The 12436-nt window shown below is 38.2% G+C and carries 9 protein-coding genes; 6 read left to right on the forward strand and 3 right to left on the reverse strand.

Annotated features, from left to right (window positions below; translation table 11 throughout):
- Positions 1–304 precede the first annotated feature (304 nt).
- Positions 305–3766 carry an isoleucine--tRNA ligase gene (gene ileS / locus D0T49_RS12070; RefSeq protein ID WP_163631915.1) on the reverse strand — a complete coding sequence of 1154 codons (3462 nt, stop codon included), beginning with the start codon at positions 3764–3766 and terminating at the stop codon, positions 305–307.
- Between the two features lie 145 nt (positions 3767–3911).
- Here ileS and purD point away from each other — a divergent pair, with 145 nt between their 5' ends.
- From purD to thiL, 5 genes are all read left to right on the forward strand, one after another.
- Positions 3912–5180 carry a phosphoribosylamine--glycine ligase gene (purD, locus tag D0T49_RS12075; protein ID WP_163631917.1) on the forward strand — a complete coding sequence of 423 codons (1269 nt, stop codon included), beginning with the start codon at positions 3912–3914 and terminating at the stop codon, positions 5178–5180.
- 127 nt (positions 5181–5307) lie between these two features.
- Positions 5308–6459 carry a sigma-54 dependent transcriptional regulator gene (locus D0T49_RS12080; protein WP_163631920.1) on the forward strand — a complete coding sequence of 384 codons (1152 nt, stop codon included), beginning with the start codon at positions 5308–5310 and terminating at the stop codon, positions 6457–6459.
- Between the two features lie 44 nt (positions 6460–6503).
- A complete protein-coding gene (rpiB, locus tag D0T49_RS12085) occupies positions 6504–6956 on the forward strand; it encodes a ribose 5-phosphate isomerase B (RefSeq protein ID WP_163631923.1) in 453 nt (150 codons plus the stop codon).
- Positions 6957–7100: 144 nt separating this feature from the next.
- Positions 7101–7826: a glycosyltransferase family 25 protein gene (locus D0T49_RS12090; RefSeq protein ID WP_163631925.1), complete on the forward strand. Its 726-nt coding sequence runs from the start codon at positions 7101–7103 to the stop codon at positions 7824–7826.
- Positions 7827–7864: 38 nt separating this feature from the next.
- Positions 7865–8905, forward strand: a complete 1041-nt coding sequence (gene thiL, locus D0T49_RS12095; protein WP_163631928.1) for a thiamine-phosphate kinase — start codon at positions 7865–7867, stop codon at positions 8903–8905.
- 117 nt (positions 8906–9022) lie between these two features.
- Here the strand turns inward: thiL and D0T49_RS12100 are convergent, their stop codons facing one another.
- Together D0T49_RS12100 and D0T49_RS12105 are read right to left on the reverse strand one after the other, a co-directional pair.
- Positions 9023–9484 carry a GatB/YqeY domain-containing protein gene (locus D0T49_RS12100; RefSeq protein ID WP_163631931.1) on the reverse strand — a complete coding sequence of 154 codons (462 nt, stop codon included), beginning with the start codon at positions 9482–9484 and terminating at the stop codon, positions 9023–9025.
- Positions 9485–9521: 37 nt separating this feature from the next.
- Entirely contained in the window at positions 9522–10430 is a 909-nt protein-coding gene (locus tag D0T49_RS12105) for a hypothetical protein (protein ID WP_163631934.1), read from the reverse strand.
- Positions 10431–11006: 576 nt separating this feature from the next.
- Here D0T49_RS12105 and D0T49_RS12110 point away from each other — a divergent pair.
- The gene (locus D0T49_RS12110) at positions 11007–12170 is read left to right on the forward strand and encodes an AI-2E family transporter (protein ID WP_163631937.1); all 1164 of its coding nucleotides are present in this window, start codon (positions 11007–11009) and stop codon (positions 12168–12170) included.
- Positions 12171–12436: the final 266 nt, after the last annotated feature.

The raw sequence follows: 12436 nt of genomic DNA on the forward strand, positions 1-12436 counted from the left end.
CTCTCTCTCTCTCTAACATAATAATGCTATTTACAAATATTTTAACATTTGCAAGGGCACTTTTTTTAGGTGTTATTTGCTGAGAGAAAGTCATATTGTATTAAAAAAGATAAAAGAACAAAAAGAACAAAAGATAAAGGACAAAACTTATAGCTTGTAGCTGACTAAATCATTCTTCATTTTTGCTCGAAGAATGTGGGTGCAAATGTAAAGGCTTTGATTTTTTGAGGCAAATATTTAACGAAACAGAGCTTATTCGAAAATTATCAAATAAGCTCTGTAGCTAAAATTATGCAAATAAAATTTATTTATTTTTCTCTACTTTTACTTTCACGGTGTATTCATCAAACTCAAGCTCTGTAGCATCAGCTAACTGCTCTGTTAACTTAACCGAATTTGCAAGTGTTTGAGTAGCGATATAGCCTGAATACTCTTCTACAGCAGCATTTATCTCATCACGCTTTTCTATTTCCACATTAATCTTATCTGTTATCTCATATCCATTCGATTTACGGATATTCTGAATACGGTTCACCAATTCACGCGCAACACCTTCGCGATAAAGCTCATCCGTTACTGTGATGTCTAACGCTACAGTTAATTTACCTTCGTTAGCAACCAGCCAACCCGGCATATCTTCCGTATATATCTCAACATCTTCAGTAGTTAGCGATACATCGCCCGAAACAAGCGACAGCGTATATTCACCTTTTTTCTCTATCTCGTTTATCTGTGTTTTTGTAAAAGAGGCCAATGCCAAAGCAATTTCTTTCATTTGTTTGCCATACTTCTTACCCAATACTTTGAAATTTGGTTTTACCTTCTTTACCAGATTCTCCATATCGGCGTCGGGCGAAATAACTTCCAGTTCCTTTACATTCACCTCAGCTTTGATTAAATCCGAAATATAATTCAATTGCTCAAACGCTTTTTCATCCTGTGCAGGAACAACAGCTTTTGATAGTGGTTGGCGTACTTTTTTATCCGCCTTACGTCTAAGTGCCAATATCATGGATGAAGTCTGCTGAGCCAACTGCATACATTCTTCCAGATTTTCGTCAATCAGCGTTTCATTATACGTAGGGAAATCAGCCAAGTGTACCGATTCATGAGTATCTTTACCAGTAGCCTTATTCAAATCGAGGAACAATTGGTCTGCAAAGAACGGAGCTATCGGAGCCATCAGGCGCGACACAGTTTCCAAGCAGGTATAAAGCGTTTGATAAGCCGAAATTTTATCTTCGTTATACTCCCCACCCCAATAACGCTTACGGTTGAGGCGTACATACCAGTTACTCAGATTTTCGCCTACGAAATCGGCTATAGCACGTCCGGCACGGGTAGGCTCATAATCTTCGTAATACTCGGTTACTTCTTTCACCAAAGTATTCAACAACGAAATAATCCAACGGTCTATTTCAGGACGCTTTTCCATTGGTATCTCTGCCTCTGTATAGCTAAACTTATCCACATTAGCATATAGCGAGAAGAACGAATAGGTATTGTAAAGCGTTCCGAAGAATTTACGTCGAACTTCTTCCACACCCTCCAAGTCAAATTTCATATTATCCCAAGGCGATGCGTTAGTCATCATATACCAGCGCACAGGGTCAGAACCATACTTTTCGATGGTTGTAAATGGGTCTATAACATTGCCCCAGCGTTTCGACATTTTATTTCCCGCTTTATCCAACACAAGACCATTGGAAATAACGTTTTTAAACGCCACCGAGCCTCTGGTCATGGTACTTATAGCATGTAGTGTAAAAAACCAACCACGCGTTTGATCTACACCTTCCGAGATAAAATCGGCAGGATAGAAAGTCCCATTGTCTATTATATCTTGATTTTCAAAAGGATAGTGCTGTTGCGCAAAAGGCATGGCACCTGAGTCGAACCAAACATCAATCAAATCCAACTCACGTTTCATTGGTTGTCCGCTTGGCGAAACGAGGATGATGTTATCTACAAACGGACGGTGCAAGTCAATATTTTCAGGAGCATAGTTAGCATCCGAATAGTCACCTACTTTGAAATTCTCATAGGGGTTCGCAGTCATAAAACCCTTATCCATCGACTTGTTGATTTCCGCCATCAACTCTTCCATCGAGCCAATACACATTTCCTCCGTACCATCTTCGGTACGCCAGATAGGAAGCGGAGTTCCCCAATAACGGCTACGCGACAAGTTCCAATCCTGAAGGTTTTCAAGCCATTTTCCAAAACGCCCTGTACCTGTCGATTGAGGTTTCCAGTTTATCGTATCGTTCAAGTCCATCATCTCCTGACGGCAAGCTGTGGTTTTTATAAACCAACTGTCCAAAGGATAATATAATACAGGCTTATCCGTACGCCAGCAATGTGGATAATTGTGTGTATGTTTCTCTATTTTAAACGCCAGCCCTTGTTGTTTCAGCATTACACACAAGTCAACATCAAGCGTAGCATCATCTTCTTTCAGATTAGGGTCGTACGCATTTTTTACAAAACGTCCTGCCCACTCTTTATACAAGTCTACATTTACTTTATTTTTTACAAAATCGGTATCTAAGTCCTCTATTTTGTAGAATTTACCTGTCAGGTCAACCATTGGGCGGTTATTGCCATTTTTATCTACAAGCAGCATGGCAGGTATTCCGTTTTGTTTTGCCACACGGTCGTCGTCAGCGCCAAAGGTAGGTGCAATATGCACAATGCCCGTACCGTCTTCGGTAGTAACAAAATCGCCTGTAATAACACGGAAAGCACCTTCGCCCGGGTTCACCCAAGGTATCAATTGCTCATAATGTATTCCAGCCAAATCATTACCTGCACACTCTGCCAATACACGGAAAGGTATGTTTTTATCGCCCGGGGTGTATTCCTCAAAAGGCATATCTGCGTTTTTCGGGTTAAAATGCATGTTAAGCAACTCTTTTGCAAGAACAACAGTCATCGGTTCGCCTGTATATGGATTGTACGATTCAACCAATACATAGCGGATATTCGACCCCACACAGAGTGCCGTATTCGATGGCAGCGTCCAAGGTGTAGTAGTCCATGCAAGGAAATACAAATCTTTACAACCACCTGCTGTATAGTTAAAGGCTTTCTCTACCAATGCATAATCTTTCGACACAACAGGAAATTGCGCTACACAGGTAGTGTCTTTCACATCGCGATAGCAACCGGGTTGGTTAAGTTCGTGCGTACTCAACCCTGTGCCTGCTGCCGGCGAATATGGCTGAATAGTATAACCTTTATATAACAGGCTTTTATTGTAAAGCTGCTTAAGAAGCCACCATAGAGTTTCTATGTAACGGTTGTCGTAAGTTATGTAAGGGTGTTGCATATCTACCCAATAACCCATTTTTTCGGTTAGGTCTTCCCATTCTTTTGTATATTTCATCACGTCTTTACGACATGCAGCGTTATATTCTTCTACCGAAATTTTTTTGCCAATATCTTCTTTCGTAATACCCAATGCTTTTTCCACACTAAGTTCTACCGGTAGCCCGTGAGTATCCCAGCCTGCTTTACGCTTCACCTGAAATCCCTGCATGGTTTTGTAACGGCAGAAAACATCCTTGATAGTACGAGAAAGCACGTGATGGATACCCGGCATTCCGTTGGCCGAAGGAGGTCCTTCGTAAAACACAAATGTGGGCTTCCCTTCGCGAATCTCAATACTTTTATGGAATATATCGTTATCATTCCAACGCTTCAATAAAGTCTTGTTTACATCCGATAAATTCAGATTCTGATATTCGGCAAATTTCTTTTCCATAAAAATTGTTTTCTTAAAGATATAAGCTTAATTTTTTTCGAAGTGCAAAAGTACTAAAATATTATGAAACAGGGAAACTCAAAGAATTTGTCTATAGCACAAAAAAAAATTACTTTTGTGGACATTTTTAAAAGACAATAAAAAGATGAATATTCTACTTTTAGGTTCGGGAGGACGCGAACATGCTTTGCTATGGAAAATAACTCAGAGTGAGAAGATTTCGCACGTTTTCATAGCCCCCGGAAATGCCGGTACTGCCACATTGGGAACTAATCTTGACATTGCCGCCGATAATTTTCCGGCAATAAAGCAAGCAGTTTTAGACTATGATATAAACATGGTGGTTGTAGGCCCCGAAGACCCACTGGTAAAAGGAATTGCAGATTATTTTCAGGCAAATGAAGAAATAAAACACATCCCCGTTATAGGTCCTGACAAAAAGGGAGCTCAGCTCGAAGGAAGCAAAGATTTCTCAAAACAGTTCATGAGCAAATATAATATCCCTACAGCACGCTACCTGAGTGTTACAGACCAGACTGTACACGAAGCTGTGCAATTTTTGAAAAGCCTTACCCCACCTTACGTTTTAAAGGCTGACGGGCTAGCTGCCGGCAAAGGGGTACTTATTATCAACGATTTTTACGAAGCTGTTACCGAATTGTACTCCATGCTCGAAGGTAAGTTCGGCAAGGCAAGCAAAACGGTTGTTATCGAAGAGTTTCTTTCGGGAATCGAATGTTCTGTATTTGTAATTACAGACGGGAAAGATTATAAAATACTACCGGAAGCTAAAGACTACAAACGGATTGGCGAAGGAGATACCGGATTGAACACCGGCGGTATGGGAGCTGTATCGCCCGTATCGTTTGCCGATGAAAAATTCATGAAGAAAGTAGAAGAACAAATTATAAAACCAACTATCGACGGGCTTCTACAAGAAAAAATCACCTACAAAGGTTTTATTTTCTTCGGATTGATTAAAGTAAAGGATGAACCATTTGTGATTGAATATAACGCACGCATGGGCGACCCTGAAACCGAAGTTGTAATGCTACGGATAAAATCCGACTTTGTCGACCTTCTGGAGGGTGTAGCTAATGACAATTTAAGTGAAAAAACTATTGAATTTGACGACAGATATGCAACTACCGTTATGATGGTTTCGGGCGGCTACCCCGAAGATTACGAAAAAGGAAAAGTAATCACAGGTTTGGACGAGGTAGAAGGCAGCATTGCTTTTCATGCGGGAACAGCTATGAAAGAAGATGAGGTTGTTACTGCGGGCGGACGGGTCATTGCAGTTAGCTCTTATGGCGACAGCAAAGACGAGGCATTGAAAAAATCGTACAAAAATGCTGAAACCATCAATTTTGAAGGAAAATATTACCGTAAGGATATTGGATTTGATTTGTAACATAAACTTTTATAGAGACTTTTCAGGAGGATACAAACAAAGTAAAACGTTTATTTGTTACTGATAAGATAAAAGTATAAAAATCAAACAACAAGCTTCCTTCAAGGGAGAATACAAGATTACAAACATGGCAAATATACTGGTAATAGATGATGAGCGTAGCATCCGGAATACGTTAAAAGACATTCTTGAGTTTGAAAAGCACAAGGTAACGCTTGCCGAAAACGGAAGGCTCGGCTTGGAAGCAATAGAGAGTGAATCTTTCGACCTTATTTTTTCGGATATTAAAATGCCTGAAATGGATGGTCTTGAGTTGTTGAACATTTTATCCGAAAAGGGGCTTGACACCCCCATTATTATGATTTCGGGGCACGGAAATATCGAAACAGCTGTGGAGTCAATAAAAAAAGGTGCATTTGATTTCATAGAAAAACCAATAGATTTAAACCGTTTACTCATCACCGTACGAAATGCTTTAGATAAAAAAGAGCTGGTAGTAGAAACAAAAACTTTAAAAAAGAAAGTAGCTCAAAAAAACCGGATGATAGGCCACTCCCCTGCCATCGAAAAAGTAAGGGAAATGATTGAACGGGTTGCACCAACTGAAGCACGTGTACTTATTACAGGTGAAAACGGAACCGGTAAAGAAGTAGTAGCACGCTTGCTGTACGAAAAGAGCAACCGTGCAAGTGCTCCTTTCGTTGAAGTTAACTGTGCGGCAATTCCTTCCGAACTGATAGAAAGTGAGCTTTTCGGGCACGAAAAAGGCTCTTTTACTTCTGCCGTGAAACAACGTATCGGAAAATTTGAACAGGCTGATAATGGTACTATATTTCTGGACGAAATTGGCGACATGAGCCTTTCGGCACAAACAAAAGTACTGCGTGTACTACAAGAAAATGAATTGAGCCGTGTGGGAAGCGATAAAAATATAAAAGTGAATGTCCGCGTATTTGCCGCAACGAACAAGAACTTAAAGAAAGAAATTGAAGCAGGAAATTTCAGGGAAGATTTATTCCATCGCCTGAATGTGATTCCCATTTATGTACCACCGCTCGACGATAGAAAAGAAGATATCCCTGAGCTGGTAGAATATTTTTCTGAACTGATTTCCAACGAACAGGGAATCACTACAAAAAAGTTTGACGCTGAGGCTATAAAAGAACTTCAAGACCATACATGGACGGGAAACATACGCGAACTGAGAAACGTAGTAGAACGCCTTATTATACTTGGAGGAAACACTATAAACAAGCAGGATGTAGAAGCATTTGCATAAGAAAAATCGGGATATATTTTTAATTTTCAAAAAAACAACTCGTTATGAAACCATTAAGCGAAATTAAAATTGTTATAAGCAGTGACCACGCCGGATACGAACTAAAGGACAAAATCATAGCTTATCTAAAATCAAAAAAAGTAGGGGAAATAAAAGATTATGGAGCTTTTTCGACCGAAAGTTCTGATTATCCTGATTTTGCCCATCCAATGGCAAGTGCTGTATCTAAAGGTGAATATGACTTTGGAATCTCATGTTGCGGCACCGGAAACGGAATTAACATGGCATCAAACCGCCACTCGTTTGTACGCTCGGCTCTGTGCTGGACTGCCGAAATAGCCAAACTGGCTCGCGAACATAATAACGCAAATGCACTTTCGCTTCCGGCACGGTTTATTACTGAGCAAGAAGCATACGATATAATAGATGCTTTTTTCTCCACCGATTACGAAGGAGGAAGACACGAACGCAGAGTAGAAAAAATTGAGAGATTCTAAGAAACTGTTTTGAATCTTACGAATCAAACTACTTATTGGCATAAAGTAGATTTCAAATAGTTGACAATTATATAAGTAAGCATCTTTGTAAAATCGTAAATCTGCGAATTGTAAATAAAAAACACTTGTAACTATACCTAATTTATGGCTGAAAATTCTAACGAAATCAATATCCAAATAATTCATGTAAGCAGTGATTTATTAAGAGAAAAACATATATCAAAACAACTTGAAAATATCCGGATTGAGTATGAATTTATCAACAAAGGAGATAAAAGCGACTTGACAGATGACGTTTTAGCTCAATACTTTTCGGGCGACATGAAAAATATTTCTAACGCTACCTCATGTGCTTATAAACATATACTTACATATCAAAAACTGCTTGATAGCGATATGCACTTCTCCATTGTTTTAGAAGACGATATTTTTTTAGATAAAACATTTGAAAAATACATAAATATAGCATTAGAAGAAATAAAAGAAAGAAAATTATCTAATTTCCTTATTAGCCTAGAAGACTCTATTCTCAGGTATATCAAAGGAAGTGAAAGAATAAAGGGACAATATATTTATAAAGCAAAAAAAGGCAGACTGACTGGTGCATACATTATAGACAAAGAATGCGCACAAAATATGCTTGTTGAAATCGAAAGTAATAGATGTTCGGCTCCTATTGATTGGTTTCACAATCAGTGTAGTAAGGAAGGTATTATTGATATGTATTGGCTACAACCAACAATAGCTACTCAAGGTAGTTTAAATGGAAAAATGAAATCAATTATTGATGATAAAAATAATGGTATGTTTAGAATCATTACTTTCAAAATTCATAAAATATATAAAAAAATCCTATGGCGGCTTCGATAAAACAAGCGCCACCTTTTTTAATTACTTATTACAATAGCATGTCACGAACAGAAATATCAGAATATGGCGAGTTTGGCCTTATAAAACATCTGACTGAAAAATTTAAAATAAATAATCCTTCTACCGAAAAAGGAGTTGGCGACGATGCGGCCGTACTCAACTATAAGGATAAACAAGTATTAGTCACAACAGACTTATTGCTTGAAGGGATTCACTTCGACTTAACATATGCTCCTTTGAGGCATTTAGGATATAAGGCTGCTGTCGTAAATTTCTCCGATATATATGCAATGAACGGCGAGCCGAAACAAATAACGGTTTCGCTTGGAATTTCAAAACGGTTTTCGGTGGAAGACTTAGACGAAATATACGACGGTATACGGCTGGCTTGCCAAAATTATGGTGTCGACCTTGTGGGTGGCGATACTTCGGCCTCGTTAACGGGTTTAACTATAAGTATTACCTGCATTGGCGAAGGTGAAAAAGGAAAAACAGTTTACCGAAACGGCGCAAAACCAAATGATTTGATTTGTGTATCGGGCGACTTAGGCTCGGCATATATGGGCTTACAATTGCTAGAGCGTGAGAAACTTGTTTTTTCGGGCAACGAGGATGCACAACCCGACTTCGATGGAAAAGATTATATATTACAACGTCAGTTGAAACCGGAAGCACGGCGGGATATTATACTGCGACTGCGCGAGAAAAACATTATCCCTACAGCTATGATGGATATTTCGGATGGGTTATCGTCCGAACTGATACATATATGTTCGCAAAGCAATACCGGATGCCGTGTATACGAAGATAAAATTCCTATCAGCTACCAAGCTGCTGTTATGGCTGAGGAGCTTAACATGAACATAGTAACAGCCGCGCTCAACGGAGGCGAAGACTACGAACTATTATTTACCGTCTCGCTTGAGGATTACGATAAAGTGATAGGGATTGAAGGCATCGGCGTTATCGGGCATATAACCAAACCGGAACTCGGATTGAATCTGGTTGGGCGCGAGGGTGAAGAAATCGCCCTCAAAGCACAAGGCTGGAATTCGTTAAAAGAAGAACAGCAAAAATAACTGATATTATTTTCTACAATTCCTTTATATAAAAACAAAAAATGTATGGGTTAAAACTCATACATTTTTTGTTTGAAATCTGCCGCTAATGCGCTGCTATACAATAAAAGCCAATTTTTATATCTTGGCTAACAATGATTTTACTTTTTCGGATATAGCTTTACCTTCGGCTTTACCTGATAATTGTTTAGATGCTACACCCATTACCTTACCCATATCTTGAGGTCCGGCTGCTCCTACTTGGCTAATAATTTCAGCGACAGCTTTTTCCAACTCTTCATCTGTCATTGGTTGCGGCAGATAACGTTCGATTACAGCGGCTTCGGCAAGTTCATTCTCTGCCAGTTCAGGACGGTTTTGTTCCGTATAAATCAGTGCAGTCTCTTTACGTTGTTTCAGCATTTTCTGTAAAATCTTCAAAGCCTGTTCATCCTGCAGCTCACCATTAGAGCCCTTTGCTGTTTTAGCTTCCAAAAATTCTTTCTTAATGCCACGAAGGGTTTCAAGTGTTACTTTTTCACGAGCCAGCATGGCTGTCTTAATATCGCTATTGATTTGTTCAAATAAGTTTTTTTCCATTCTATTAATTGTTTTAATACTTCATTTTTACTTTACATTATAAAAAGCGTCTTTTCACTATTTGGTAAAAACTTTCAACTGTTTCATCTTCTTCGTTCCATTTAAACTTAGCCTGAAGATATGCGTGTGCTTCTTCATAATCTTTCATCTCGTTCAGTTTAGATAAAGTCTTATTCAGCAGTTCACCGTTACCATCAAAAAGTTCACGCTGAAAGCGGAAACGGTCTCCAATGCTTATAGCCCGCCTTATATCGTCTATTTTTCTATTATTATGTGCTCCGGCAATTGTATTGTCGGTATTGTCAATAGTCCGTTCTTTTAATACCGCTCTTTGATATTCATAAGTGTGAACAGAGCTTACTGTGTCGGAATCATCACCTTCGTCCAATACAGCAGTATCATTTTCTTCTACAACAGGCACTTCCACTATTACTTCCACTTCTTCTACTGAACTTTCAATAATGGTTACCTCCTCTTTCTGTTCCTCCTCAATTATTTCATCGTCCGGCTCTTCCTGAAGGGTATCCTGAGCCGGAATAGTAGTTTCATGAGTTTCCGCATCTTTCAATTCATCATCACTTGTTTGGCTTTCGTCTTCGATACTTTCCATTTCCTCTTCAACAACACTTTCCTGTGCTGATTCTTCAATAAGTTCATTATTAAACTCTTCGTCCTCCTCTGCTACTAACAAAGGTTCTTCCCCGCTTATTTCCTCCTGATTCTGAGGTGAAAGGTCTTTTTCATCTTTATTTTCATTAAGCTCTACAACAAGCTCTTTTTTAATGCTTTCCAATTGCTGGATATAACCTAAAACATCATTTGCTTTTTGCCTTGCCAGTTGAATAATTACAGCCGGATACTCTGTCATTTCCATAAACCCTTCCGTAATCATCCCCAGTTCCTGTATATTTTTCTGAAGTAAATTTACAATTAACTTTCTATCCATGTTTTTTATATATAAGTATTACTTTTTTTAAATTGATATTTTATTAAATTTGCCAAGCAATACTATGTACTGGCAATCAGTATGCTTCTTGCTTCAATTTAATAGTAAAACGCTGTAAAGTTACAATAATCGCAACACAAACGAAATTAAAGAGAACTAATTTACACTAAAATTAACAGGATTAGCTCCGAAAATAATTTGATTAATTAGAGATTATATTTAATAAAAAGTTACAGGTTTGATTATTAATGTTTTATATTAGTTTGTGTATTAAAATTCAAATATATGCACTCCGTTAGGNCGTTAGGAGTGGAAGTTTGGTAAAATACTATCTTTAGATATGGCGGGCGTGCCGTTAGGTACGCAACTTCCTCACTAATTGTCGCGTACCTACGGCACGCCGGATTATTGAGTAATTTGTACATTACCAAACTTTGCTCCCTACGGGAGCTTTTAATGCTGTAATGATTTATAAATAAGCTTTATAATAGACTATTGAATATAAACTCTATTATTAATCTGAAAACAATTTAATTGCATTTGTTGTTTAACAAAGACTGCAAAAAAACAAACATAATGAATATTAACCACGCAAGACCTTACACTTTCGACCGGGTTGTCAGAATGATAATCGGCTTAACTATAATTGTAGTATTAGCACTACTAATCAACGAATTAAGAACTGTATTACTCCCTTTTGCTATTGGTTGGCTTTTGGCTTACCTGTTTCAGCCGATTGTATCATTTTTTCAGAACAAATTAAAACTGAAGTACAGGATATTAGCTATCGTTTGTACCATATTAGTCATATTAATCATACTTGCGGGGATTATTTGGTTTCTGATACCGCTTATTGGTAAAGAAATTGATAAATTTTCGCAGCTTATAACCCTTTATACTCAAAGTTTTACAGTAGATAGCTTCCTTCCTCCTGCATGGCAGGCTAAAATCCGTGAATTTTTTTCGCATTTGGATTTTAAAACTATTCTGAACGACCCAAGCACAAAAGATTTTCTTAAAAATCTGGCTCCTAAACTATGGGGGGTAGTAAACAGCTCGTTAAGTTTTGTATTAGGGTTAGTAGTTGTAGTCATTGTATTTTTATATTTTATATTCATATCGTTGGACTACGAAAAAATAAATGCCGGTTTTACTTACGCCATTCCGTCCAAGTACCGCCCATTGGCTATCGAAATCATTACCGATATGAAAACAGGGATGAACAAGTATTTTCGTGGACAAGCGCTTATCGCGCTTATCGACGGCATTCTTTTTGCCATCGGATTTTATATCATGGGATTACCTATGGGAATTGTTTTAGGATTGCTTATGGGGCTATTTAATCTTGTACCATATATGCAAGCACTTGGTTACCTGCCGGCAATGTTGCTGGGATTGCTTCAGTCTGCTGAAACCGGACAAAGCTATTGGTCGATTCTGCTTTGGATACTTATAATAGTGCTTGCAGTGCAGGTAATAGAACAAGTTTTCCTGACACCCAAAATCATGGGTAAGGCAACAGGCCTGAACCCGGCTATTATCTTATTATCCCTATCCGTTTGGGGCTCACTTTTAGGCTTATTAGGTATGATAATAGCCCTACCCGTCACCACACTGATGATTTCGTACTACAAACGTTTTGTACTCAACGAAGAGCCTCTTCCTACAGAAGAAGTTGTACTTGAAACAGAACAAACTGAAATGCAAGAGGAAATCCCACCTGAGGACGTGGATTTATAAAACCAAATAGCAACAAAGTTAAAATTTTGTCATACCTTTCCAAATAGAATAATTTTGTAATCATAATTCACAAAAAAGAAGTGTGAATTGCACATTATTCGCTTCTATTTTTATTCTGTAGTAAAAAGATGTACATCTCTCAAAAAACAATCAATAAAAAAAATGCTTTTGCAAACGTTAAAATGTTTGTAAATAGCATTATTTTGTTAGAGAGAGAGAGAGAGAGAGAGAGAGAGAGAGAGAGAGACTAAGCCATTTACAATTTG

The organism is Paludibacter sp. 221, from assembly GCF_010501035.1.
Taxonomy (GTDB): domain Bacteria; phylum Bacteroidota; class Bacteroidia; order Bacteroidales; family Paludibacteraceae; genus QVMH01.

Excerpts from the sequence above, each read along its gene's own strand:
- ileS (WP_163631915.1), bottom strand. The coding sequence starts at position 3,766 with ATGGAAAAGAAATTTGCCGAATATCAGAATCTGAATTTATCGGATGTA.
- purD (WP_163631917.1), top strand. The coding sequence starts at position 3,912 with ATGAATATTCTACTTTTAGGTTCGGGAGGACGCGAACATGCTTTGCTA.
- D0T49_RS12080 (WP_163631920.1), top strand. The coding sequence starts at position 5,308 with ATGGCAAATATACTGGTAATAGATGATGAGCGTAGCATCCGGAATACG.
- rpiB (WP_163631923.1), top strand. The coding sequence starts at position 6,504 with ATGAAACCATTAAGCGAAATTAAAATTGTTATAAGCAGTGACCACGCC.
- D0T49_RS12090 (WP_163631925.1), top strand. The coding sequence starts at position 7,101 with ATGGCTGAAAATTCTAACGAAATCAATATCCAAATAATTCATGTAAGC.
- thiL (WP_163631928.1), top strand. The coding sequence starts at position 7,865 with ATGTCACGAACAGAAATATCAGAATATGGCGAGTTTGGCCTTATAAAA.
- D0T49_RS12100 (WP_163631931.1), bottom strand. The coding sequence starts at position 9,484 with ATGGAAAAAAACTTATTTGAACAAATCAATAGCGATATTAAGACAGCC.
- D0T49_RS12105 (WP_163631934.1), bottom strand. The coding sequence starts at position 10,430 with ATGGATAGAAAGTTAATTGTAAATTTACTTCAGAAAAATATACAGGAA.
- D0T49_RS12110 (WP_163631937.1), top strand. The coding sequence starts at position 11,007 with ATGAATATTAACCACGCAAGACCTTACACTTTCGACCGGGTTGTCAGA.